The following is a 23,678-nucleotide window of genomic DNA, read 5'->3' as shown; positions in this document are numbered from 1 at the left end:
CCTAGCCCTTTCTCTCGTCGGTGGCCTTGAGGATCCTCACCGGCTGGCGGGACTGGCCCATGCGGCGCATGAGCCAGATCCCCATGACGAACGTGAAGATGAACACGACCAGCAGCAGCTGCATGGCCGGGTCCGAGTAGGCGGACATGTATGAGGAATTCAGGAACAGGAGGATGATCGCGCCGGTGGCAACGAATGAGATCAGGCGTGCAGCGTGGCGGGGGGTCTCCCGGTCTGCCTCGACTTCGCGGCGTGCTTTGATGTCCTCACTGACCGCGTCGGCAAGTGCCTCCAGGGACTCGGCGAGGGAACCTGTGCGTTGCTCCGCGGTCAGCTTCAGGTAGGCCACAAGCATGTCCGCGGTGGGGTCGTCGAGGTCGTCAGCGAAGCGTTGGAGAGCGGATTGGGTGTCCCAGCCGGCGTTCAGTCGAGCAACAAGCAGCCGCACATGGGGTTCGATCTGCGGAGGTGCCGAGGTGAGCGAGAAGCGGATCGCGTTCTCCAGGTCCTGGCCTGTGGTGGTGAGTCCGCTCAGGCTGCGCGCCCAGACCTGCAGGGCGTCCAGGCGGGGGATGATCGCCGCATCGGGGGACTTGGCGAAGAGCCAGTAGGCGAAGATCGCCAAAGCGGGGACGGCCACGATGAGGATCCTTGCGCCGCTGCTCATGCCGGTGTAGAGCCCCAGGACGATACTGGCGGCCAGCATGACCCGCTGGTTCCGGGACATCCCTTTGTACCAGGCCCTGAGCCGGAGCACCCGGGCAGGGGCGGGCCGGGCAGGCCGGTCAGGGGCAGGCTGGAAGGCCAGTATGAGGACGATGATGCCGATCAGGGCAATACCTGCTGCCAGGGAGGCGAGGAAGGCGGTCATAGCGGTCCTCCCCGGAGCCATTCGTGCTGGTTGAAGCCGTGTTCGAGGAGTCGTTCGGCGTTCCGGTCTGAGAGATGCAGGCCGGTGGGAGTCGCCTGGTATGTCGCTCCTGCGGCGAAGATTTTCTTGTGAACCGGCCAGCGGCGTCCTTCTTTTTCGCCCATGGTGACTTCGCTGATTTCGGCTACGATACGGCGGCGTTTGCCGGTGGCGGGGTCATACCGGTTCACCACGTACACGACGATGTCGAGGTTGTCTCCGACTTCCTCGTAGGCGATGGCCGGATCGGTGCCGGGCTGGGCTTTCATGTAGAGCTTGGCCATGCGGTGGATCGTGGAGTCGGCTCCTTCGGCGTGGATGGTGGAGAGCGAGCCGGTGCCTGCGCGGGATGCTTCGAACATGGGCAGGATCTCCTTGGACCGGACCTCCCCGACGAGGATGCGGCGCACCGAGTGACGCAGCGACTGGTACACGAGATCAGCCAGACCGATGTCCCCCTGCCGGGTGCCGTCGATCCGGAAGGCCCCGGCACCCTCGACGGATTGCCAGGGCAGGACAAGATAGTGCCGGTTGTCCATCAGGTCCAGGTGCAGTTCGCGGACGTCTTCAATGGTGGCGATGGGCTCATCAGGGGGCAGTACGTTGCACAGCGCCCGGAGAAATGTGGTTTTGCCGGCCGCCGGCAGCCCTGCGATGGTGATGTTCAGCCCGGCCTTGTTGGCCGCTGTGAGAAAAGCATTGATTGCCTCGGTCGTGGTCCCGGCCTCCCGAAGGGTTTCCATGTCGATATCGATCAGGTTGTGCTTGCGGATGGTGATCGAGACATTCTTGTCGAGCGGCGGCATGACCGCAGCCAGACGCTCACCTCCGGGCAGGGTCATGTTCATCATCGGGGACGAGGATGAAATCGTGCGTGCCCCGTTCGTGTTGGCCTGCCCGTACCGCTGCAGCATCCTCTCAAGTTCCCCGTTGGAATCAGCCAAGGCATCGTCAATCCGCTCGAGAGTGCCGTCCGTGCGGCGCAGCCAGATGTTGGCCGGGCCGTTGATGATGATGTCTTCCACGCCCTGGCGGTCCAGCAGCAATTGCAGCCGTCCAAGCCGGAACTGGGAGATGAAGACACCTTCCCTGAGCAGTTCCTGGTACTCGTCGTCCCAGTCAGCAGTTCCGGCATTGAACTGGGCGCGGGTCTGGTCTGCGACTTCCTTGGAGATCAAGGCCCTCCCCCGCTGCTCGAGTTCCGCCCGCCCCGCAGCGTCGAGGATGGATGCGCTGTCCTCCGTGATCAGCCGGGACATACCGGCCTCGGGAGTGGCTCCTGAGAGTTTGTCGGCCACCAGCGACTGGATGAGCGCCACGTGGTCCCAGTTCAACCGCGTCCAGCGCATATCCTGTCGACGCTTCTGCTCGGACAGGTAGGCCAGGTATTGCTCGCGGGGGGAATGCTTCCAGGTGGTTCGTGGTGGTTCGAGGACCGTTGCCTGCCGGCGTCCCCTGGCAGCCTCCCGCGGGGGTGCCGCCGGCGAGGGGACATCCCCTCCGGCGGCAGTGAGGAAGTGACGGTTGCGGACGACCGCCTGGTCATCTTCGAGGGCATCCGGTGAGAACAGCGGAAGCCCGGCCAGATTGAGCGGGTCTGCGGACGGAGAGTTGTTCACGCGTTGCTCCCTTCGATGGATCCGAGCTCACTGCGCCGTGTGGCGACTGCTTCACGGATGGTTGTGCCCAGGGCAGCGATCGACCGCTCGTACTGGCGGCGTGACAGCGGCCGGGCTGCCTTCTGTGTTCCGTGGCTGTATGCGGCCGCCCCGGCGGGGTCCCAGGGGATCGTGCCCCAGGTCGTGGTGTTGAGCGCAGACCGGACTTCCCTGGCTGAGTAGCCCTGGATCGCTGCCGGATGCTGCCGAAGAACAACACCCAGCCTTGCCGCGTCCGAGCCGGTGCTGAGGGCTTCCCGCAACTCGGGAAGGCGTGTGCGCATGCTGTAGAGGCCTGGCAGGTCTGCGGCGGCGAACACCGCAACCGTGTCTGCTCTGGTGAGCAGCGCCGTCCGAGGATCGGAAGGACCGAACCTTCCCAGATCGGCCAGGACATCGACGCCGGCTTCTTCGAGCCTGACAAAGAGGTCCGTGAGTGCTCCCCAGGAAGATGCGGCGCTTTGGGCGGGCCCGGGGCCGGTGAACCCCGGGATGATCCGGTGTTCGGAGTCCCCTCCCAGCCGGAGTGCATGGGTAAGGACGGCTTCCTCGGTCAGCTCGCCGTTCCGGTGCAGGGCCGCGAGGTCGAGTACCCCGAATCTCTGGGGTTGTTCGCCTTTGAAGAGGCCGGGCAGGACTGAGCTTGCGTGGCTGGTGTCGGCTTCCACGAGGATGACCGGGCGCGGCCACTGCTGCGCCAGGGCGATCGCCGCGGTTGTGCACCCGGGAGCGTCACTGAGGGAAAGCGCGGCGACGAGCATCAGTTGCCCTTCCCGCCGGTCGGTGAGTCAACGACGAGCACGGCGACACCGCGGGCAGCCCGTGCGGCGGCCTCTGAGGCGATCCCTTCCTTGACCACGATGTCGACGATGGTCGACTGGGTGGTGGGATCGGTGCGGACGGCCAGGACCTTGCCGGGAATGTCCTGGCCACGGGTCGTGTTGGTTCCCTGGGCGTTGGCACCGGAATCGATGATCCGTACCGCGTCGCCGGCTGCAAATGGCCGCGCCGGCGTGTGTTCCGGCTTCAACGAGACCCCGACGATGCTCTCCCCGGTGGCAGGTGTCAGGGAACCGGTGATGCTCCGGGGGGTGATGAGGGAACCTTGCGGCAGGTCGGTCGCTGCGACTTTGTCTGCAAGGTCCTTGGCTTGGTCTGCGCGGTATGCGTCAGTTTGCTGGCCTGCAGCAATTTCGATGTTGGTTACCTGCAGTCCGGACGCTCCGGAGAGCTTCTGCCCTGCTTTGATGTCCGCGGAGGTAACCAACACCGAGACGGTGCTGCCGGCACTGTTGACCAGGTTGAAGGTGGCGCTGGCACCAATGACCACCAGCAGGGCCCCGGCGATCAGCCAGATCGTCCGGACGCGGCGTTTGACCGGGGGGTGCTGATCCCCCGCCGGTTTCTTCTTGTCCCGCGGTTCCCTCGAGGGGGCCGTCCCCCGTAGCCTCTCGGTGATGGTCATTGGATAAGTCCTCCTAGTTGGTGGCGGGTTCGTCCCGTACCCAGTGCTCCACGGCGACGTTGATCAGGTCATTGCGGCTTTTGGCCCCCAGATCGTCCTTGAGGGTGTCGAGAACGTCGAGGTTCGATTGGATGAGTTTCATTGATTCCGAGGCGTCCCGCAGCTGATCTTCAGCGTCACGGCGGCTGGATGCGGGCATTTGGAACAGCTGCACCTTTCGCTCCGGATGGACGCCGCCGAGGAGCCGCGGCAGTTCCGGGTAGCTGTCCTCGATGGCGGTCATGAGCGCAACAGGACGGGTAAGGCGTAGACGTTTGGCCTTGGCGCGGAATTTGCTCCGGGTCTGATCGGTGAAGAACACGGTCAGGGTCTTCGGTGCCGTGGGCTTGGCGCTGGAGTGTTCCTCCGCGGTGTCTTCCCTTGCCGGGGACATACCGCCGGGGACCAGTTGGGTCACCTGTGCAGGGACCTGTTGCGGGGGGCTCTCCCCCGCGGGGGCGGATACGGTCTCCGGCTTCGTCCCGGGTGTCGGGGGTTCCTCGACCCGGTTCGGGCGTTTCATCCTCTGGAACACGGGGTTCTGGGCGGGCAGGTTTTTGGGTGCGGCCATCTCAGCTCACCGCTTCCTGGGTCCGGGCCTCGACGGCGAGCTGTTCGAATCTGCGGACAAGTTCTTCGGCGACGGCGAGGTACTCCAGATACAGCTTGTCCAGCGCCTGGTGCTCGCGGCCTTCCTCTTCGCCGTATTGCGCCAGGCGGGAAACCTCGATGGCGGTACGTCCCTTGTCGCGCATGGTGTTGGCCGCTTTTTGGACGTGGCGGATGACTGTCGTGAAGGCAGGTGCGGCGTCGCCGAGGAGGGCCTGGAGCCACTGACGTGCTTCGTCCTTGATGGCCGTTGCGTTGCCGTCGACGTCGGTGACGACGGCGCCGAGGATCTCGATGTACGGGTTCAGGTGAATGACGGCTGCGATCAGTTGGGCAGCGTCGTTCAGTCCTTCCAGGGATCCGCGGTCTGACTTGGTGACGAAGAGCAGCCACCTGCAGGCGAGATAAATCTCCTGTTGCAGGAGCGAGTCACCCGGGGGGGTATCGAGGAGGACAAAGTCGTACCGGGGGGCGATCTCTGCCAGTGCCTTGCGGAGCACTCCCCTGCCGCTGTCACCACCGACGCTCATGTGTGAAAGGGAGGCGAGGTACGAGGGAACCTTCTTCACCTCTTTGCCGCCGGGGACGACGTCCAGGTTCGGGCGGACGTTGATGATCGGTTGGAGGGGTGCGCCTGTGACGATGGCATTGAGGATGCTGGCGCCGTCGTCCCCCAGTCCTTTGTCCCGGAAGCCGAGGTCCAGGCCGATGTGGCCGTTCGGGTCAAGGTCCACTACCAGGACCTTGAGTCCGAACATGGCCAGGATGGTTGCGACGTTCGCGGTCACACTTGTTTTGAGGACGCCGCCCTTGTTGTTTGCGACGGCAATGATGCGGTCTTCGTCGAGGCTCATCGGTCCTCCCCCGCAAGACGCATGTCAGTTGTGTCTGCCACTCCAGCCGTGAGGCCGGTTGCAGTGGTGATTAGTTCCGTAGCGTGATTTTCAGTGAGACTGCCCGCGAACCTGCCGCCATTGGAAGTGACGACCCCGATTCCGCCCGGGCCTGTAATCAGACTCATGGTTTCTCCCTTGTATTACCCCTGTTGACCCCCACTACTGACACGAGTGCACCAGTAGTCGCTCCTAGGGTAACCCTATGCAAGAAATAAATCAACCACATGTAGATCAGTAGGTATCTACGTGGTTAACACTAAGGAATGTCGTGCCGCAGACAGGCGGCAGGAAAGATGTATTTCTGCACCTAAGACATAAGTATTCATGGCATGTAGCCGTAAATTGACACTAAAAGAAACAATAATTTTGACAACAAGTATTGGCCTAGGTAAGACGTGTGAAAGCCCTAGGTTGCATGCATGTTGTTACGTAATGGGGACAGGCGTTAGTAGAGCGGTAATTGCCAGGCGATGACCGAAGGAACCGTGGGGTATCCCACGGTGGCCGGTGGCAGGTGGTGTGAGTGGAACCTCCCGGCCTTGGACGCGTCACGGGCGCCGGTGGAAAGGGATCCTCGCGGGCAAGGAGGGGTTGGGATTGGCCGAGTAAGTGAGGGGGAGCGTTCAGGACCAGCGTCCCCATGCCTGGATGTGATTCTGAACTGCCAGCTTGAGGTCCTGGCGTGCTCGCGTCGTGTGATTTGCGATGGTGCGGATGCTGACCCCGTCCTCGTCGGCGACAGCCTGGAGGGTCCTGCCGCCCAGGTGCAGGCGGGCGAGCAGCCCTACATGGTAGGAGGTCAATGCCTGGGTGTCGGCTGCCCAGGCCAGGAGCTCCACAAGTTCCTCTGAGGGGCTCGGTGCGTTCGTCTGAGCCCCTGAAGCGAGGGCAGCGAGGGCTTGGTCGTCCGACGGGATTTCGTCCATGGCAGCGCGCTCGGAGCGGCTCAACCGGTTGAGCTCATGGAGGGTGTTCAGTGCCAGCGAGGAGAAGATCTTGTTTTCCGAACCGGGGGAGCGGTACTGGATGGCGCTGTGCATGGCGGTGAGGACTATCGCGTCCCGGGTGAAGTTGTCGGTGCCTTGGAGGATACGGGCACTGGAGACCCGCCAGGCGATGCGCTGATGCATCAGGACAAAGACAGCGAGTTCGCAGAACAGTTCAGTCCGGGCAAGACGGAGCAGAGCGGCGAGGACGGTGTTTCGCTCGGTCACGCTGAGGGTGTTGTAGGTAGTCGGCAGATCGGCGGGGGAGTGGTGCTTCAGGCACTCATCGGAGCGCCAGGCATCGGGGCCGGCGGGTGCGCTGCCCAGGGCGATGCTCCACTCCAGAGTGAGCCGGCGGCGGGTTGTGGGGATATCGGAAGCTGTGGTCGACATGGCGGTCTCCTCAGATCGGGGGTTCTGAGGACCAGACCATCGGCTGGTGCTTGCCCGGGAGGAGGCCGGCAACGGCCAGCCGGGGCCCGGCCCATACCGCTGCGGGAGAGGGCAAGAGTCTAAAACTCCCGGGTTCGCGCGGGTCCGATGGGCAATGCGGCCCTTGCCCAAGTTTTTTCGGGAAGGCTTTCCTGATCCCCTTGCCTGGCCCTACTCCCAAAGGTCAGGAAGCCAAATACCCCTGACGGAGGACCCCGATGGAAGACCTCGACACCGCGGATTTCAATGAAGACACTAGCGAGCTGTGCGACTCTGCAACCGTCTTCTGCGCACAGCGACGGTTCGATGCGCTGACGGTTGCCCTTTCGGACGAGCCTTTCTCGGAGGCCCGCCGCGGCGAACTTGCAGCCTTTCTCAGCGGCGATTTCCGGGCCGGCCAGCAGGCCTGGCAACGGCTCGAAGACCACGGGAGTCCGCGATGATCCGGATCTGCAGGAAGACCACCGGAGAAGACAAGGGAGACCTCCCGCCGGCTCCGGTGCCGGGGTTTAGATCGCTGGGCTTTCACGACGAATCCTTTCAAAGCCAGTTTGCGCAAACCCTCACCGGAGAAACAGTTACAGAAGCAGACCGGCCCGAGGCCCTAATGGCAGCCACCACACACGTCCACACGGGAGCCTGAGCATGCAAATCAAACTGCCCACCAAACTGCCCACCAAACTGCCCACCAAACCCAAGGCCGCAGGCACGAAGGCCCATGCCGAGACCGGCCCCACCGCTTTCGCAACCCGTGTTGCCCTCGGTGCTCTACTCATCCTGTTTGTCGCGTCACTCTTGAGCGGTGTGGCCGCCATGGCGTTGGTCCTCACCGCGCCCCAGCCCAAAAACACGCCCACGGACACCACCAACCCCGTTACTGCCACTAAGGCAGGAGAAGCGGCACTGACCTACCTGACCACCTACCTCAACGCCACCCAGCAAAACCACCAGGCCTTCGACGCGCTGACAGGTTTGAGCACCTATACGTTGCCGAAAGACCCGACAATCTACCGGGATCCGGCGGTGGTTTCCTCCGTCGATGCCGGTAGTTCGCTGTTCTCGGTGACGGTCTCGGCCAGCGTCAAAGAAGACCGCACGGTCGAAGACAAAACGGTGTCATCGTGGCCGCGCCGCTACTGGCAGATACCGATCACCGTTTCATCCGACGGGACACGCCTGTCACCAGCAGGGTTCCCGGCCCTGGTGGCCGGCCCCTCACCGGCCCAGGAACCGGTAACCCTGGCATATCCGGCACAACTGACAACGGCATCCCCGGTAGGGGAGACCCTCAACGGATTCTTCGCCGCCTACCTGACGGGCACGAATGATCTCGCCCGGTTCATCACTCCCGGATCACCGCTCAGCCCCGTGACCCCTGCCCTGCCGGCCACAGTGACGCTGAAAGACCTTCGGGCCGATGCCGCACCGCCTGAAAGACCGGCCGACAAAGACGCCGTCCGGATACTCGCCACGATCGAGCTCAAAGCTCCGGGCGCCGCGAGCGGACAAATCAACACCTACGCGCTCACCCTGACCGCCCGCGCCGGCCGTTGGGAAATCACCAGCCTCGACCCTGCCCCGCAAGTGGCCATAAAATCAGCAACCCCCGCCCCCACCCCCAAACCAACCAGGCAATAAGGGAGTAACACCATGTACGCACCAACATCCGTCCCGGCGGAAAGCATCATCGATCTCATCACCACCAAAATCAACGCGGCCATGATCGTCGGCTACCTTATCGTCGCAGCCATCGCCCTCGGCGTCTTCATCGTCATGGTCGTCAAAAACCACACCCTCGGCGGCGTCCTCAAGGCACTGGTCATCGCCGCACTCATCGCGTGGGGAGGCGTCTCAGGCGTCAACTTCTTCAAAGCACGAATCGGTGGGGAATTCGCCGCCGGCATCACCTACCTTCACCAGGACCAGACAGTCCAGGACGGTCCAGTATGAGTCAGGGTGAGCCCATGGTGGCCAGCTTCTACACGGCGGCCAGACGGATCAAGACCCTCATCGGTGAACTGAACGGCACCCGCCTGCCCGGCGGCCCATACAGCATCACCCAAGTCGTGATCGCCGTTGCCGTACTCGGCCTTGGACTCACCCTGATGCAATCCCATCTCATCTCTACAGGCCTGGGCCTCTTCGACATCGCCATCGTCCTCGGATCCGCATGGGGAATCGCGTGGATCGCCGGGAAACTGCCCCACACCAAACGCAACCCGCTGTGGGTCATCAACGACGCGTTTGCCGCTACCGTTGCCCCGGCCAAAGGAAAGGTCGCAGGTGAGGTCTTCTCCCTGAGGAAACCGCACCAGGCCAAGTCTCTGATGATGACGGACCAGACGCCGGAATATCGAGCGTCCGCGGACCCTGCCCCAGACGTTGATCCGGCACCGGAACCGGAGGTTTCACCGGCGGTGGACCCGGGACGAAGCCTTGTTCAGCTGCCCGATCCCGCTACCCCGTTCCAGAATTTGCTGGCTCGCATCAACTCCAATGGTTAAGGAAGCCCTCCTCTTGACGTCCTCCCCGGACTATAGTCCTGGGATTCCAACCCCGTTTACGCCGAAAGGAGGCGAGTAGGTTGAGGTTCACGTTTCTTGGACCGGCTAATGCTGAGGTCTCCGCGTGCTGTGACCGCCCGTCCGGCGGCAATGTTTCTGGCTGCGTTGATGTCCGCGTGCTGGGTGTGTCCGCAGGACCGGCAGCGGAAGACGGCTTGGCTCTCGCGCGCCTCCCGATCCACGAACCTGCACACCGAGCACGTCTGGGACGTGTAAGGGGCCGGAATTCTCTCCACCCGGCCCGGGGCTTTGTCATCGAGCCTCGTTGCCAGCTGGCCCCATCCGTTGGCGAGGATGCCCCGGTTCAGCCCGGCTTTCTGGGCAACGTTGCGGCCTGGTGCCTCAAGGGTTCCGCGGGCCGAACGGGTCATGGCCCTGATGTTCAGGTCCTCGACGCGGATCACATCAAAGCGCCGGGCAAGCATGGTGCTGGTCTTTTCCACCCAGTCCTTGCGGCGGTCCGCTTCACGGGCCTTCAACCGGGCGATCTGGTTCTTCACTCGGACGCGCCTGTTGGATCCCCGCTTAGCGGCGGCCAGACGGCGCTGCAAACGACGCAACCGCTCAGCCTCCTTCACCCGCAGCCCGGGACAGGAGAGAAGCTCTCCGGTAGAGAGTGCAGCGGATACTTTCACACCCCGGTCGACACCGACCACCGCCCCGTTCCCGGGCGCGGGAATCTCGGCCGGTTCTGCTGCGAACGCGATATGCCAACGGCCTGCCCGGTCCCGGGTCACCCGGTAGGACACAACCGCAGGCACCTGCCGGGACCACTTGAAACGGACCCACCCAACCTTCGGAATCCAGACCTCACCCGTGCCCCGATTGAGCCGGCGGACATGCCCGGCCTTCACTGCAACGATCCGGAAACCTTCATTCCGGCCCTGCTTACGCCAGGACGGACGCCCGTGCGTTCCCGCGAAGAAATTCGCCGTCGCTTGAGAGAAGTCCCGCAACGCCTGCTGCTGCACCATCTGCGCCCCAGCACGCAACCAACCAAATTCAGCCCGAGCCTCCGTCAACTGACGCGCCTGGGAAACAAACCCAGGAGCACCCTTGCGACCCGCACGCCAATGCGCGTGCTGCTCAACTGCCAGATTCCACACCAGACGCGCATGCGCACAGTGAGAAAGCAAAGCACTCTCCTGCCCACTGCTCGGAAGCAACCGGAACCTCGACATAACACCCAGCAAACCACCACCCACCGACAAAACCACGAATGGAGGAAGCGGCGTTTCCTCCCCGGACTAAAGCCCGGGGCTTCCACGCCGCAACGACGATGAGAATGCCGGCGATCGCCATCCGCGGAAACCTGATGTTCACCGAACACGGGGTGATCTGGGCCTTGTGGCGGATCATGCCCAGTGAGAAGGGCACCAACAGTGCTGAAGGGAAGGAAAGCTCCCGGCAATCCCACCATGCCCTTCTCAAATCCATTACCGGTCAACCGGTCCTGCTGGGCCTGGCATCCTCGGCCGACCCCGCAGAGGTCATCGAGCGGACATTGGACGGGGTTGATCTGGACGCCGCCCCGGGGGCCGCAGTCGAAGCGGAGCACGCGCTTGAGGCGCTGGAATCCACCGATATGGGGGAGCGCTACTTCTGGCTGGCCATCCCGCTGAACGACCGTACCCCCTTGGACAAACTAAGGAACGTCGCCACATCCGCCACGGCGCAGGCACAGGCGGCTCTTGGGCTTCCCCGGTGGGAACCATCCGGGACGGCGCTCATCCGGGCCCAAGCCAAAGCGGATGCAATCCAGCGGCATATCCCGAGCGAGTTCAACCCGGTCCCCGCTTCACCGCAGGATCTGGCGTGGATCAACGAGCACATGCAGCTTCGCGGGCTTTACCTGGATCCGCAACTGCCCGACATCAACGCAGCAGACACGGAACGCTTCGTTCCAGGCCGCATCATGACTGAACCGTGGATTGACGAAGGGGCACAGAGTGACCACACGGTAAGAACCCGCCTCAACCCCTTCTCACGCAACTATCTGAAGGTCGCCAACCACAAGGGCCATATCTCCTATCAGGTGCTCCAGTACCTCACAGCATCGCCGAAGGGAGGATGGGAGTTTCCCGGGATCGAGTTCCTCCGGCAATTGAGTGAACTTCCGGTAGACACGGACTTCGTTATCCGGTTCACCATCCAGAAGGCACGCGATGCCCTCCAGGCAAATCGCCGGGCTGAAAACAACCTCAAGGACCAGTACATCCAGCGCGGGGATGACACGGGCATCACAGGGTCCTCCAATGAAGTGGACGAAAGCGCCGCAGCCCTGGCAGGGCTGAACAAATCACTGTCGGCCTCCGAGAGTGAGGTGGAGGTCAAAGCGACGGTCATTTTCGCCTCCGGCGGTCCAGATGCTGCAACGGCCAAGGCCAAGGCCGACTACGTGGCGGCGTTCTTTGACGGGGTCGAGTTCACCTTTGAGGCACCTCTCGGCGGCCAGGAAGCACTGTGGTGGGCGATGGTCCCCGGGATCCCGGTGTCGCGGCACGTCACCGAGGTGGAGCAGGTGACTTCCGGGGCCGAGTTTTCGACGTCGTTGCCTATCAATTCCTCCCCGTTGGGACACGAGACCGGATTCCTGTTCGGGATGAACATCTCCTTGGGCCGTCCCAACCCCTTCCTCCTGCAGATCGGTGAGGCCATGGAGAAGGACGGATCCGGGTCCTTCGGCGTGGTCGGTGAAAACGGCGGCGGCAAGTCCGTGGCCTTGAAAACCGCTGCCTCGCACATCTTCGACCGCAACGGCCTGCTGGTCATCATCGACCACTCCGACAACCAGGAATGGGGATTCTTCGCCAAAAGCCTGGATGCCTTGTCCACGGCGATCCTGGACATCATCAACCCCGCATACACGCTGGACCCCTTGCGGAACTTTGCGCCAGGGGAGGCCAAACGCATGGTAATCACCTTGTTCACGCTCCTTTGGGGAATCCGGCCTCAGAGCAACGAGGGGGCTCTCGTAGGGCTGATGCTGGACCCGGCATACATGAAGGAACACGGGATTCTGTCCCTGACGAAGCTGATGGAACACTTACGGCAACGCAAGACAGGGTTGCCGGCAGAGAACCCGCAGATGGCCCAAACACTTCTGGGCAGGATGAACACGATTTCCTCCACGAACTACGGTGCGGTTCTCTTTGACGAGTCCCTGCCTCCATTGCCATTGGATCACCGCGCCCTGGTCTTCTGTACTCACGGCCTGCAACTGCCTAACAAGGTTGAACTGTCCAACCAGGCGCTCAAAGAAGACATGACGCTGGAGAAGATCTTCGGCCGGGCAATCTACGCCCTGCTGGCATTCGTTGGCCGGTACGCCCTTTACCGGGATGATTCCCAGGAAGCTCTGATGATCTGTGACGAGTGCCACCACATGACGAGCAGCCCCGAGGGGGAGCAGGAAATCTGTGATGTGGTCCGTTACGGGCGCAAGCACAAGGCGGCCGTCGCGCTTGGTTCCCACGATGCCACTGAGGATTTCGGCTCCAAGGTCCTGCAGGATTTGATCCCGATCCGGTTCGTTTTCCGTGCCCGCGGTAAGGGAATCGCCGAGAACAACGTGTTCTGGTTGGGTCTCGACCGAGGAAGCTCCGAGCACGCAGCCATGGTCAAAGACGTCATGACAAATGTTTCACCCTACGGAGCCAATGACGAAGTCGCCGAAGATCGCCGCGGTGAGTGCTACGTCCGGGACCACAAATTACGGATCGGGAAACTCCGGATCCTGACCCCGCATAACCCTGCCCGCACTGCGGCTGTGCTGACGACCCCTCCCAAGCGGAAGGATGCAGGGCACGACAGCCCGGGCTCATCCCCGGCAGGGGCACCGGCATGAACATGCTCTGGGACAGGCTGGCCCACTGGAATTCCCGGCACTGTTTCGCCGCCCGTACGGGCAAAGGCCTGTTGCTGTGGTTTGCCCTCATCGTCGCCGGCGCCGCCGCGGCGCACGCCGATACGGGAGGGCAGGTCACCGCTTTCATCGGTCTGCCGACCAACATCCGGGACTCCCACGGAATCAGCATCGCCCAGTATGCGACTCTTCCTCTGGACCGCGGCGATGCCTGGACGTGGCAGAAAGGCATTATTTCCCTGATCACGGACATTATCTGGGCAGGGCATATCTATTACATTTCGTGGTTCCTGGCGATCTTGAAGATGCTGCTGGCCTTCGAGTGGGTCGGTTGGCTGGCCACACCCGTGCAGGGGTTCGCCACCAATCTGCAGAACCTCACGAACCAGTTGGGCATCGTACCTCTGGCCATACTGGTGGCCGGGATCTTCGGATCCGTGATGATCATGCGTGGACGCCTCGCCCAAGGGATCAGTGAGTGGTTCGCGGCCGGGCTGATCGCGGTTCTGGTCACTACCGTGCTGGCCAACCCCGTTGCTTCGATCACCGGTCCGGACGGGTTCCTGACCAAAGCCAAAACATGGGGCGGAGAGCTGTCCCTGGCCATCACCAACGACCCCACATGCAGCCGCAATGCCGGCCTGAACGCGGCACAAGGCATCCAGGCGGCCACCTGCCCGAGCACCAGTATCCCGGCAGACCAGGTCCTCACCGACACTGTCATGACCCAGATTTCGGACGTCTTCGTCAGACTCCCCGCTATCACCCTTACCTTCGGCAAGCCCCTGAGTGCCGAATGTTCCGCAATCTTTGACACCAAGATCAAGGAACGGAATCCCCTGGACGTCGGTGAAACAGCAGTCCGCAACGCCGTTGGTGACTGCGACAAAGACGCCAAATTCTTCGTTGAATCCCCGTTCCCCAACAAAGTCCTCAACGCCTTCATTGTCAGCACAGGCACCATTGCCTTGAACCTCATCGGCTGGGGCATGGCGATCTTCGCCCTCTGGAACGGCTTCTCCGCGCTCTGGAACGCCCTGACCAGCACCGTCAAAGGTGTCTTCGCAATAGTCGGCCCCATGCGGATGTCCTTCTGGCGGGCATTCGTCAACATTGGAGTGGCACTCGGGCTGCTCGTCCTCTCCACCGTGTTCCTCGCCGCCTGGATGAAGCTAATCACCTTCGTCATGGTGGTAACCTCCCCCCTGGGCCTGCAAACGCAGATGCTCTTCGTTGATCTCATGGTGCTGCTCTTCATCATCTGGCTCATCGTCATGAAACGCCGCGCAAACAAAGCCGGCGAAAAGCTCGCCCAGAAACTGGCCAAACTCACCGGAGCAGACCCCACACCCGTCGGCCCCGGCCTCCTCAGCCGCGCCTGGGACCAAGGCAAACCTCTCATGAAAGACATCGCACGCGATGCCATCCGGGACCGCCGCCGAAATGCCAAGAAGAACAACCCGGACGCGAGGCCCGGGCCGTCCTACAGCCCGCCACATTCGCCGCTGGTGGACCTGGGCGAGAAAGGGACCGGTTTTCCCCTGCGTAACGCCCTGGGACCCTCCGTAAGAAAACAACTCACCACGGGCCCCGGCAACCCGGGAACACCAGGCCCGACTCCGCCGTCACCGACCGGCCCCAAAGGACTACCCGCAGGCCCTACCCCCGCTGGAACGACTGCCGGCAAAAAAGGGGAGAAAGTCGGTCAGATGCTCGATATCGCAGCAACGGCAGCCCAGTTCATCCCACACCCCGCAGCTCAAGCTGCCGGAAAAATCATCAAAACAACCCGCACCATCCAACAGGGAGCAAAGATGCTGCAGTCCCCAAACCGGATCCGGAAAGACCCCACCGGAAAAGCTGTCGTGGACCGGCCCCTCGAAGGCATCATCATCGACCCACCATCCTCTACCTCCGCGCCCACCCGCACGGCCCGGGCTGAGTCTCTCGCTGCGCGCCTGGCTTCCAGGACTGCTTCCAAACCGGTGACACGGTTCTTGTTGTGAAACGGATCCTTGCCGGGCTCGTCGCCGCCGTCCTGGCACTTGGCATCGGAATGGCTTCGCTGATAGGGCTTGCCACCACTGCCGCCATAAATGCCCCTCTGCATGGAGGACCAAAGGATCAACTGGACTGTTCCGTTCCAGCAGGGCCCGGAACAGTCAGTCAGGCCGGCAAAGGGATCCCGCAGCAGTACCTGGGTGATCTGCAGAAAGCCTCCGAAGCTTCCGGTATTCCGGTGCCCTGGTTGGCTGCCCAGATCCGCCAGGAGTCAGGATGGAACCCGACGGCAGTCTCACAGTCGGGTGCCTCCGGGTTGACCCAGTTCATGCCCGGCACCTGGACCCAGTGGGGAACCGGGAACCCCACAGACCCCCACGCCGCGATTGCAGCACAGGGCAGGTTCATGGCACACCTCCTCGAGCTGGCAAAGAACTCCGGATACCCGGGCACACCTCTGGAACTGGCCTTCGCCGGGTACAACGCCGGCTGGGGCAACGTACAGACTTGGCGAGGCATACCACCCTTCCAGGAAACCCAGGGATACGTCACCCGCATCAAGGAATACGCCAAAGAATATGGGGCCTCCAACGACAGCCCGGAATACAAAGCACGTCCGGCAAGCAATAACACCGGATGCGAAACCACCGCCGGAACCGTCACCGGCAAAGACGACTACCCCTGGCCCACCGCCGCTTACTGCCCTATCGGAGGAACCTGCCCACCCGGGGCGGAGTCCCCGCAGGGTTTCTACAACCGTGAATGCGTCGACTTCGCCATGTGGCGCGTAAACCAACAACTCGGCGGCAGCGTCCAAAACCTCAAATACGTCAATACGAGCTTCCGCGGCGACGGCAACCGCCTCGGTGATGCCTCAACATGGCTCAACGGGTGGCAGGTCAAAGGATGGCCCACCGGCACCGAACCCCGCGTCGGAGCGGTCGTCTGGTACGCCGGCGGGTCAGCAGCCATCGGCGGCGGTGCCCGCGGGCATGTGGCCATCGTCAAGGAAGTCCGCAGCGACGGAACCTTCGTCGAAGAGGGGTACAACATGCTCCCGAATGATCACCGGTACTACACGATCATCAGAGCCAACAATGCCCCGTCGAGGTTCCTGTACCTTCCATCCGGAGAAATGGCTGCATGAAAAAGATTCTCCTGGCAGTCTTCGCCCTGGCCTTGGGCATCGCCACTGCAATCCTGTTTACCCAGTGCGGCACTACCGCACCACGGGATGCTTCAGCCCCGGAATCACAGGTAGCGGAGCAGCCCCAATCCCCGGGATTTCCGGCACCCACCGCGAGCCCTCCAGTTGGAACGCCATCCCCGGCGATCACCCTTCCAGCGGACGCGAAACTCACCGCCCCGGCCCAGCCGCCCATGGGTAGTGAGAACAACCCCAAACCGCTGGAATGGACCCCCCAAGCCCGCAAGGAAGCCTTGGGCATAGCGACGGAGGTCATCAAGGACCTGGCAGACCCCCAGTCCCAACAGAGCAACCAGGCGATGATGACCGCCATCGGAAACAAGCTCACCGACCATGCCAAGGCCCTCTGGTCCAAAGCCGACCCAACCCACCTGTCGCTGAAGAACATCGTGGGACCTGCCACCCTGGAACCGGGATGGGAAACGAACCCATACTGGGCGTGGGCCAGCATTCCCACCAACGACGGACAGTGGCGTCTGAACCTGCACAGATCCACCGAAAGCGGGGACTGGAAAGTTGATTCCCTGCAACCACCGAGCCCGGGATAACCGCAACCCCGGGAGACTCTGAAGGGGCCGTACCCGTAAGTGACCCCGGACCCTGACGGCGAACCGCGAAACCCCCGGTACACGGCTGGCTGCCGGAACATCATTGTGGCAGCCCTGATCCTTATCATCCCCGGCAAGTGGCCCTTGCCCATGCCCATGCCCTTGCCCTTGCCCAAGCAGCTTGCCGGGCCATGGCCGGGGGGCGGGAATCGTGGCAGTCAGGTACCAGGCGACCACCACTGTTGAAGGAGCGGCGCATCAACTCCATGGGGGGATATCACCGCAAGCTAAGCCCCCGTGACCCAAAGGGTCCAACCATGGCCCCCACCCAGGCACCGACGATATCTGACTGAATTCCTACTGTCCGATCACCCGGGGCATGCCCTGGTACTGCACCAAAGCAGCACTGGGGGGGTGCGCCCCAGGTGCGCAAATAGGTGACAACAAGGTGTGCATCAAGTAGCGACCCAGGGCAGTGAGCCGGGATGATCCAAGGCTGAGTGAGTGGTGGCCGACGTTAGTCAGGGGCCAGGTGTCGCGGGCCGCCGCCAGGTGTCCCGTCTCATTAAAGTTGACCCACGTAAACCCCGGAATCTCGGGGGTTGGGTCAACTGTAGTGAGACAAATTTTGCGATTTCGTCTCACTACAGTTGGACCAAAGGGAAGAATCCCTGGGTGAGCTGTCGATCCAAAAACCGGGGCAATACAAGGAATTTTGACCGTTAGGTCAACCGTAGTGAGACAGATTGGCGGGGTGGGCCAACTGTAGTGATGTTGGGCCACCTTGGATGAGACAGGACACCAGGGGGATTCATTCATGCGGGTTCAATACGCATTGGAGACATATTGCTAACGCAGAGAAGGGGAGATAGAGACTCGGAGTCTGCGGAGGTCGGACCGTGAAGGCCACGACTCCTTGCCGAGTCTAATCACCTTGTCAAGTTAATAGCAACCGGATTTTTCCTCCCTGGCGGTCCGGAACCGTTCCTTTCCTGCACCTTTTGTTGTCAGCAGGAGAGAGGTGAGGACATTCATGAGGAGATGAGGTGGGCAAGTAGTGCTGCTCACGCTGGGAAAGGGGCCTCTAGGATCGGGTCAGCACTGACTCCGGAAGGAGTTCCGCTCCGATCCTAACGCCCTTGTCAAGTGGGCGGCAACGATCCGGGTCGGTCGGGCAGCAGGGGGCAGGGATATGCCGGGACGGAATTAGCGGACCAGGAACCTGCCAACTTGCTGCAGCCTGGCCTACTCCTACAGGAAAGAGGTCGAGGAAAGGATCCCCATGAAGAGAGCACCAGCTCCGCCGCTGGCAGAAGCAGAATATGGTCTTCCCCCTCGCACGGTTCGCTGGCCCAAGAGTGCTTTCATGGTTGCAGCCGTGTCCGTGGCTCTGGCCGGGTGGCAGGTCATCGCAGATCAACCTTGGGCAGTGGCACTGGCTGTTGTCGGTGCCCTGTCGACGGCCGCGGTCATTGTGTTCGGTCTCAGAGAGGAACGCCGGGGTGCCCTGGCCGACAGGTTCACCGAGGCAGTGTGCCAGCAGCTGGCCGGCCGCCCGGTCCGGCCGCAGCGGAACATGGTCCGTTTTTCCCATTGGAAGCGCTGGCCGACGGGGTATCCGGGGCGCATGAGCTTGAGGTACGACGCCGCAATCAATGCGGATGATCCTCTGTTCCAGGCGGGGCTGCTGGCCACGGTCGAGAGGTTCTTCGGTTCCCGCTACAAGGTGGCAGCCGTCGGGCTTGTCCGCGGACGGATCCATCTCAAGGCGGTCCCGCCCAAGGACGAGGTCATCGCTCCGGAGGTTCCCGAGGTTCCTGAGGTTGTCCGCCGTGCGGAGGCCATCGTCGGCAAGGCGTTCACCCAGGGCGCCAGCGCCGAAGTCGGGCAGGACGCAGAAGGCAACGTCTCCCGTCTTGAAGTCAAGTACACCGTCGACAAGCGGTTCGCCCGTATCTTCAACCGGCACGAGGTGGACTCCACCGTCACCGCATTCCTCAAGGGCCGGTGGAGGTCCAAATGGGACCTCGAGAACGACGTCGTCGTGTACGAGCGGCGCAAGCCTCTGCCATCACCGGTTCTGCATCCCCGCATCACGCCGCTGCCTGGGACGGCGATCGAGAACTACGACCGGGTCCGGATCCCCTTTGCCATCGACGAAGACGGGCAGACCCACTACTGGGACCCCGCCATCAACCCGCATTTCCTCGTGGCAGGGACCTCCGGATCCGGCAAAACAGTCCTCATGCACGGCATTTGCGCCGAGTTCTGCGCCCAGGGCTGGCCGGTGTGGATCGTCGACGGCAAGGCCACGGAATTCATCGGCTTCCGCAGGTGGCCCAATGTACAGCTGGTCGGAACATCGATCATGGAGCAGGTGCGGATCATCCACAGGATTCACGAACTGATGGAAGCCCGCATCGGCCAGATCACCCGGGAGGAGGCCCAGGAGGAGGACTTCGAGCCGATGCTCCTTGGCGTCGACGAGTTCAAGGCCTTCAAGCAGAACCTGACCCGCCTCTACCGCAAGGTCAAGGTGAAAGGAGACCCGACCGAGCCGGAAGCACTCGGTCTCGTCAGCGACATCGCCAGCCGGGGCCGCAGCATCCGGTTCCACCTGTTGATCGGATTGCAGCGCCCGGACGCGGCATTCCTCACCGGAGACATGCGCGACAATTTCGGCGCCCGTGCTTCCATGGGCAAGCTTTCCCGCGACGGGGCCACGATGATGTGGGGCGACACCCGCACCGGGACTTCCCTCCCGAAGCAAGCCCGCGGCCGCGGCATCACCAGCGACGACAACGGCGATCCCGTCGAAGTCCAGGTCTATTGGACCCCCGACCCGCGCAAGGCCACCAAGGAACGCAAACCCGAGGATTTCGAGCTCCTTGAAAGCCTCAAGCCTGCAGAGACGATCCACCCGCGTCTCCACGTCGTAGCCCCGGGGTCCGTGGCCGATATCGACGGCGATGGCACGCCCGAGATCACTTACTTTGACTGGGCCACCGCCCGGATCGTCCCTTGGACACCGGAATACGGAGTTTCCTCACCCAGCGGCGCCCATAAGGGCGCGGCGGCGGGCGCCGCGGAAGCGGACGATGAGGAAGAAGCGCCGGCCTTCACGGACTGGGACCTCGAGTACGGGGAAGCCGAATCCGTCCGGGTCGATGACGTGGAGGACGGAGACCTGGTGTGCCTCGACGAGGACGGCGATGTCTGGGCATCCGTCGAGGCCGTTTACGAAGATCCCGAGGACGACAGCGCAATCTGTCTCGATTGGCGCACCGACGACGACGCCTCCGGTACGGAAGTCTTCTCAACCGGCACCGTACTGGATGTCCGCAAACTCATCGACAACATGGAGGAAGCAGAGGAAGCAGCATGAGCAACAACATGAACGCCAAAGAGACCGATCCGAAGGAGACCCTGGCGTGGATCGCCTTCGGGGTCTTTCTTGTCGTCAGCGGTGCCGGACTGGCCCTGGTCAACGGGTTGCTGGGCAGGGTTCTCGTCTGGCTTGCCGACACAAAGGTCGTCGTGACCGAGGGCGTGGTCTGGTCCATCGGCGTGCTGCCCAATGGTCAGGCATTCGGGCTCGACTACGGGCGGATCTTCATCCTGGGCCTGGTCGTCCTGTTGGCACTAGGCGCCTTGGTCTATGTCGTCCGGGTCAGGGTGCTGCGCCGCCGGGCAACCGATGACCGCATCTGACGAAGCCGAGCAGGTGGTACGTCCCGTTCCCGGCTGCTGCCAGGCCTTGACGAATGACGTCGACGGTCATAAATTAATCAATATAATGTTGATTAATAACGGGGGTGTCAGGCAGATGAGCGCAAACCAGGGGCTTGTCCCGAGGACGGGCGAGGAGCTTCGCAGCTGGCGGGTGGAGGCCGGGTTGATCCAGTCAGAGCTCGCGCGCCGGCTCAACCTCACGAAGCGGACGATCGGCAACTGGGAGCAGCGCGGCACGGGGGAACTTCCCCCCAAGGCGATACGCCGGCTCACGGAGATTGTCAGCCCCGGAGCCACAGACGTCCACGAGACTTGGGTCGCGGAAGCCGAGCGAATCCTCACCGTTCCAATGGAGGGAAGAGATCACGTGGAAGTGGTTGCCGAGCAGCTGCGCGCGATCGGGCTGCTGCTTCTGGACAAACGTCAGCGGGGGATGATCAGCATCCCCGATGCCTGGATCGGCTGATCCAGACACACAGGATCCATCACAGCTTCCCTTGGCTGTGATGGTAGGGAAGCTCCCCCAGCTTCCCGAGGGGCACCCGGGCCGGAACCCCCACCGGATAACGGGTGCCCCTTCTACTCCTCAATGCAAGGTCAAGGAGTGGATCGTGGCCGCATCCGGCGTGAAGGCATCGACGCGACAAGCGAAGGGCGTCTCCTCAACAAGCCCTTCGACCAACGGAGTCGCAGGTCTCCTCGTGTCCTGTCCTGGGCACCGCTAGGGACATACCGCCCCCTCGCGTGAGGTCGCGGACGGCGTACTCGAGATTGTCCGGAATGCGGCTGCTACTTCTGACTTCACCGGGCTACTCCTCTCTGGCAAAGGACATCTAAACGCCCCACCAACCGCCAAGGACACGGATCATGACCAGGAACACATCACTCGAATCAGCCAACCGTCCACGCCGGGCCGCAAACACGTTTGTCCGCGATCTCCACGGCGCCCGGGCGAACCCCCGCAACCGCAACGACCAGCACGTACGCATGTTGGAACAATTCCGGATTGCTGCACGCTTCTTCCACGGAGCCAGCCTCGTGGTACTGGTTGCTCTCGCCACGACCGGGCTTGCGCTCGTCGGCGTCTACATTGCGGTTCACACGGCCTTAACCCACCACGGTCTGGACCCCGCCGCCGCGACCAGCCTCGGAGACGGCATCACCGACGTCCTCGACCATCTCAACCCGGTCCTCGTCATCACCGGAGTCTTCACACTGGCCGCGATGATCACCAACGACATCCTCACCAACATCATGCGCAAACGGCAAGCAACACCCCTCACCCCTGACCCGGTCGCTTCTTCCACGGAAACGCAGGTCCAGGCGAGCGTGAAGGAAGTCTTCGGCTCCGACACCGTCCGCACAACCGCGTTCCGATACGACTCCGAATTCAGAGCCACGCACCCGGCAGACCTGCTGCATTTCGACGCTTTGGCTGATGGCCTGCATGCGGACATGAACGCCTCTTTGCCCGAGCCGTTCACCATCGAAGACCTCGACTCCACGCATATCACCGGGCCCGACCTGAAAAACCTCCCAGCCAACTGGACGGCCGCCGCCAGGAAGACGTTCGAGAGCATGGATCTGCACCTGGAGAACTACACCTTCGCGAACGTGCAGGCCTGGCGGGCACAAGGCAACAGCGGCTACCCATGGCCCCCCTACCTGCCAGCTGCCCGCAGGACTGCACGGCGATGACAGAGGTCCAGATGGTCGCGGGCCTTGTTGCGGCCGTCATCGGTGTCCTGGGATACGTCCCGTACCTGATGGGTATAGTCCAGGGGGCTGTTCGCCCGAACCCGGTCTCTTGGATGATCTGGGCGCTTCTGGGCGTCGTGTCACTGGCGGGACAGATCGATGGTCGTGCCGGTCTTGCCGCCGCCGTCACGGCAGTGACGACAGCCGGGTGCGCCTTGATCACGGTCCTGGGCCTGAAAGGTACCAGCCTCCGCAGTTCCTGGAGTGCGCTCTCGCGGACTGACCGGGCCTGCCTGGCCGGGGCACTCGTGGCCCTGGCACTGCTGGTGACGTTGCGTGACCCGGCCACGGCAGTCATCCTCTCCAACGCTGTTGGGGTGATCGGGTTCATCCCCACAGTCGGGAAAGTCCTCCAGGATCCCCGCGGCGAAGGAATCAGCGTCTACGCGGCCGCCGCCGTGAAGTTCCTGCTCGCGATCGTTGCCGTGCAGGAATGGTCCGTAACGACCTGGCTCTACCCGGCACTGTGCTCCGTCGAGGAAATAGCCATGGTCACTATCATTCTCATTGCGCGTCACCGTACGTCCGGGAAGCCCCGTGAAAGTGTCCTGAGCGATGAACTGCACAAGACTCTACGCGGTTGCTCCCAGGGGATGGCCAAGCCATGAAGCGCCGTTCTCTCTGCCGCCAGCTGCCGGGACCATCGCATCCACAAATTCCGGACCTCCTAAGGATCCGGGCATCAGCGGTTGAGGAAACTTGCCGGGATTTTCAATGGCCCGACGTGGCATACGTCGAAACGCGAGTGCAGGACTACCTGAACCAGCGATCAAGAAACTGACTGTCGCATTCGCCGCTGACAAGCTAGCAGACTGCAAGCGGAAATCCGTATGAAACGCTCGACGCATCGAAGCACGACCGTTTGTATTAGGGCATCAACAGAAGCGCTCAATGACGCTCCGCTTGAACTGACTTATGACGGGTTTAGCTGGCGCCGGTAGGACGGCTATTGCTGGCCCAACCTTCAAAGTTGGATTCACAGTTGATGGATGCGGTGGAAGGCTGGTT

Annotated in this window: 21 protein-coding genes; 13 read left to right on the top strand and 8 right to left on the bottom strand. The window is 62.5% G+C overall.

The features are described 5' to 3' along the window. Window position 1: 1 nt before the first annotated feature. The 7 genes from ABH924_RS16290 to ABH924_RS16260 form a co-directional block, all read right to left on the bottom strand. The gene (locus tag ABH924_RS16290; protein ID WP_404500418.1) at window positions 2-871 is read right to left on the bottom strand and encodes a type II secretion system F family protein; all 870 of its coding nucleotides are present in this window, start codon (window positions 869-871) and stop codon (window positions 2-4) included. Beyond that, the gene (locus ABH924_RS16285; RefSeq protein ID WP_404500416.1) at window positions 868-2,529 is read right to left on the bottom strand and encodes a CpaF family protein; all 1,662 of its coding nucleotides are present in this window, start codon (window positions 2,527-2,529) and stop codon (window positions 868-870) included. Before ABH924_RS16285 ends, ABH924_RS16290 begins: the two co-directional genes overlap by 4 nt. Further along, entirely contained in the window at window positions 2,526-3,329 is an 804-nt protein-coding gene (locus tag ABH924_RS16280) for a hypothetical protein (protein WP_404500414.1), read from the bottom strand. The genes ABH924_RS16285 and ABH924_RS16280 overlap by 4 nt, the downstream gene beginning before the upstream one ends. Beyond that, window positions 3,329-4,033: an SAF domain-containing protein gene (locus tag ABH924_RS16275; RefSeq protein ID WP_404500412.1), complete on the bottom strand. Its 705-nt coding sequence runs from the start codon at window positions 4,031-4,033 to the stop codon at window positions 3,329-3,331. The genes ABH924_RS16280 and ABH924_RS16275 overlap by 1 nt, the downstream gene beginning before the upstream one ends. Window positions 4,034-4,046: 13 nt before the next feature. Continuing rightward, window positions 4,047-4,643 (bottom strand): hypothetical protein, encoded by a 597-nt coding sequence (locus tag ABH924_RS16270; protein ID WP_404500410.1) that lies wholly within the window; start codon window positions 4,641-4,643, stop codon window positions 4,047-4,049. Between the two features lies 1 nt (window position 4,644). Beyond that, window positions 4,645-5,535, bottom strand: a complete 891-nt coding sequence (locus ABH924_RS16265) for a ParA family protein (RefSeq protein ID WP_404500408.1) — start codon at window positions 5,533-5,535, stop codon at window positions 4,645-4,647. Window positions 5,536-6,200: 665 nt separating this feature from the next. Continuing rightward, on the bottom strand, window positions 6,201-6,956 hold the full coding sequence (locus ABH924_RS16260) for a hypothetical protein (protein WP_404500406.1): 756 nt from the start codon (window positions 6,954-6,956) through the stop codon (window positions 6,201-6,203). A gap of 257 nt (window positions 6,957-7,213) precedes the next feature. Here ABH924_RS16260 and ABH924_RS16255 point away from each other — a divergent pair, with 257 nt between their 5' ends. The 4 genes from ABH924_RS16255 to ABH924_RS16240 all read left to right on the top strand — a co-directional run bounded on the left by ABH924_RS16255 (window position 7,214) and on the right by ABH924_RS16240 (window position 9,499). Next, a complete protein-coding gene (locus tag ABH924_RS16255; RefSeq protein WP_404500404.1) occupies window positions 7,214-7,438 on the top strand; it encodes a hypothetical protein in 225 nt (74 codons plus the stop codon). A gap of 202 nt (window positions 7,439-7,640) precedes the next feature. Then, window positions 7,641-8,633 (top strand): conjugal transfer protein, encoded by a 993-nt coding sequence (locus ABH924_RS16250; RefSeq protein ID WP_404500402.1) that lies wholly within the window; start codon window positions 7,641-7,643, stop codon window positions 8,631-8,633. A 12-nt stretch (window positions 8,634-8,645) separates the two neighbouring features. Beyond that, window positions 8,646-8,945, top strand: a complete 300-nt coding sequence (locus ABH924_RS16245) for a hypothetical protein (RefSeq protein WP_404500400.1) — start codon at window positions 8,646-8,648, stop codon at window positions 8,943-8,945. Next, entirely contained in the window at window positions 8,942-9,499 is a 558-nt protein-coding gene (locus ABH924_RS16240) for a hypothetical protein (protein WP_404500398.1), read from the top strand. Before ABH924_RS16245 ends, ABH924_RS16240 begins: the two co-directional genes overlap by 4 nt. Window positions 9,500-9,555: 56 nt before the next feature. On the opposite strand, the gene ABH924_RS16235 is transcribed toward ABH924_RS16240, so the two are convergent. Continuing rightward, window positions 9,556-10,740 carry an RNA-guided endonuclease InsQ/TnpB family protein gene (locus ABH924_RS16235; protein WP_404500396.1) on the bottom strand — a complete coding sequence of 395 codons (1,185 nt, stop codon included), beginning with the start codon at window positions 10,738-10,740 and terminating at the stop codon, window positions 9,556-9,558. A gap of 104 nt (window positions 10,741-10,844) precedes the next feature. Between ABH924_RS16235 and ABH924_RS16230 the strand changes: the two genes are divergently transcribed. From ABH924_RS16230 to ABH924_RS16190, 9 genes are all read left to right on the top strand, one after another. Next, window positions 10,845-13,406: an ATP-binding protein gene (locus tag ABH924_RS16230; RefSeq protein WP_404500394.1), complete on the top strand. Its 2,562-nt coding sequence runs from the start codon at window positions 10,845-10,847 to the stop codon at window positions 13,404-13,406. Continuing rightward, entirely contained in the window at window positions 13,403-15,430 is a 2,028-nt protein-coding gene (locus ABH924_RS16225) for a hypothetical protein (protein WP_404500392.1), read from the top strand. Before ABH924_RS16230 ends, ABH924_RS16225 begins: the two co-directional genes overlap by 4 nt. Continuing rightward, window positions 15,427-16,572, top strand: a complete 1,146-nt coding sequence (locus ABH924_RS16220; protein ID WP_404500390.1) for a transglycosylase SLT domain-containing protein — start codon at window positions 15,427-15,429, stop codon at window positions 16,570-16,572. Before ABH924_RS16225 ends, ABH924_RS16220 begins: the two co-directional genes overlap by 4 nt. Continuing rightward, window positions 16,569-17,180, top strand: coding sequence for a hypothetical protein (locus ABH924_RS16215; protein ID WP_404500388.1), 612 nt, complete (start codon window positions 16,569-16,571; stop codon window positions 17,178-17,180). The genes ABH924_RS16220 and ABH924_RS16215 overlap by 4 nt, the downstream gene beginning before the upstream one ends. A 1,366-nt stretch (window positions 17,181-18,546) precedes the next feature. Continuing rightward, window positions 18,547-20,565: a cell division protein FtsK gene (locus ABH924_RS16210; RefSeq protein ID WP_404500386.1), complete on the top strand. Its 2,019-nt coding sequence runs from the start codon at window positions 18,547-18,549 to the stop codon at window positions 20,563-20,565. Continuing rightward, a complete protein-coding gene (locus ABH924_RS16205) occupies window positions 20,562-20,891 on the top strand; it encodes a hypothetical protein (RefSeq protein WP_404500384.1) in 330 nt (109 codons plus the stop codon). The genes ABH924_RS16210 and ABH924_RS16205 overlap by 4 nt, the downstream gene beginning before the upstream one ends. 115 nt (window positions 20,892-21,006) lie before the next feature. Then, the gene (locus tag ABH924_RS16200) at window positions 21,007-21,378 is read left to right on the top strand and encodes a helix-turn-helix domain-containing protein (protein WP_404500382.1); all 372 of its coding nucleotides are present in this window, start codon (window positions 21,007-21,009) and stop codon (window positions 21,376-21,378) included. Between the two features lie 401 nt (window positions 21,379-21,779). Beyond that, complete coding sequence (locus tag ABH924_RS16195; RefSeq protein ID WP_404500380.1) at window positions 21,780-22,610, top strand: hypothetical protein; 831 nt, start codon at window positions 21,780-21,782, stop codon at window positions 22,608-22,610. Then, a complete protein-coding gene (locus ABH924_RS16190) occupies window positions 22,607-23,278 on the top strand; it encodes a hypothetical protein (protein WP_404500379.1) in 672 nt (223 codons plus the stop codon). The genes ABH924_RS16195 and ABH924_RS16190 overlap by 4 nt, the downstream gene beginning before the upstream one ends. Window positions 23,279-23,678: the final 400 nt, after the last annotated feature.

Source organism: Arthrobacter sp. GAS37 (assembly GCF_044908325.1).
Taxonomy (GTDB): Bacteria; Actinomycetota; Actinomycetes; order Actinomycetales; family Micrococcaceae; genus Arthrobacter; species Arthrobacter ramosus.
This window is presented reverse-complemented; position numbering and strand designations above follow the sequence as displayed.

What these genes read in the sequence shown, in the direction of transcription:
- ABH924_RS16290 (WP_404500418.1), bottom strand. Translation starts at nt 871, where the DNA reads ATGACCGCCTTCCTCGCCTCCCTGGCAGCAGGTATTGCCCTGATCGGC.
- ABH924_RS16280 (WP_404500414.1), bottom strand. Translation starts at nt 3,329, where the DNA reads ATGCTCGTCGCCGCGCTTTCCCTCAGTGACGCTCCCGGGTGCACAACC.
- ABH924_RS16275 (WP_404500412.1), bottom strand. Translation starts at nt 4,033, where the DNA reads ATGACCATCACCGAGAGGCTACGGGGGACGGCCCCCTCGAGGGAACCG.
- ABH924_RS16270 (WP_404500410.1), bottom strand. Translation starts at nt 4,643, where the DNA reads ATGGCCGCACCCAAAAACCTGCCCGCCCAGAACCCCGTGTTCCAGAGG.
- ABH924_RS16265 (WP_404500408.1), bottom strand. Translation starts at nt 5,535, where the DNA reads ATGAGCCTCGACGAAGACCGCATCATTGCCGTCGCAAACAACAAGGGC.
- ABH924_RS16260 (WP_404500406.1), bottom strand. Translation starts at nt 6,956, where the DNA reads ATGTCGACCACAGCTTCCGATATCCCCACAACCCGCCGCCGGCTCACT.
- ABH924_RS16255 (WP_404500404.1), top strand. Translation starts at nt 7,214, where the DNA reads ATGGAAGACCTCGACACCGCGGATTTCAATGAAGACACTAGCGAGCTG.
- ABH924_RS16250 (WP_404500402.1), top strand. Translation starts at nt 7,641, where the DNA reads ATGCAAATCAAACTGCCCACCAAACTGCCCACCAAACTGCCCACCAAA.
- ABH924_RS16245 (WP_404500400.1), top strand. Translation starts at nt 8,646, where the DNA reads ATGTACGCACCAACATCCGTCCCGGCGGAAAGCATCATCGATCTCATC.
- ABH924_RS16240 (WP_404500398.1), top strand. Translation starts at nt 8,942, where the DNA reads ATGAGTCAGGGTGAGCCCATGGTGGCCAGCTTCTACACGGCGGCCAGA.
- ABH924_RS16235 (WP_404500396.1), bottom strand. Translation starts at nt 10,740, where the DNA reads ATGTCGAGGTTCCGGTTGCTTCCGAGCAGTGGGCAGGAGAGTGCTTTG.
- ABH924_RS16230 (WP_404500394.1), top strand. Translation starts at nt 10,845, where the DNA reads ATGCCGGCGATCGCCATCCGCGGAAACCTGATGTTCACCGAACACGGG.
- ABH924_RS16225 (WP_404500392.1), top strand. Translation starts at nt 13,403, where the DNA reads ATGAACATGCTCTGGGACAGGCTGGCCCACTGGAATTCCCGGCACTGT.
- ABH924_RS16215 (WP_404500388.1), top strand. Translation starts at nt 16,569, where the DNA reads ATGAAAAAGATTCTCCTGGCAGTCTTCGCCCTGGCCTTGGGCATCGCC.
- ABH924_RS16210 (WP_404500386.1), top strand. Translation starts at nt 18,547, where the DNA reads ATGGTTGCAGCCGTGTCCGTGGCTCTGGCCGGGTGGCAGGTCATCGCA.
- ABH924_RS16205 (WP_404500384.1), top strand. Translation starts at nt 20,562, where the DNA reads ATGAGCAACAACATGAACGCCAAAGAGACCGATCCGAAGGAGACCCTG.
- ABH924_RS16200 (WP_404500382.1), top strand. Translation starts at nt 21,007, where the DNA reads ATGAGCGCAAACCAGGGGCTTGTCCCGAGGACGGGCGAGGAGCTTCGC.
- ABH924_RS16195 (WP_404500380.1), top strand. Translation starts at nt 21,780, where the DNA reads ATGACCAGGAACACATCACTCGAATCAGCCAACCGTCCACGCCGGGCC.
- ABH924_RS16190 (WP_404500379.1), top strand. Translation starts at nt 22,607, where the DNA reads ATGACAGAGGTCCAGATGGTCGCGGGCCTTGTTGCGGCCGTCATCGGT.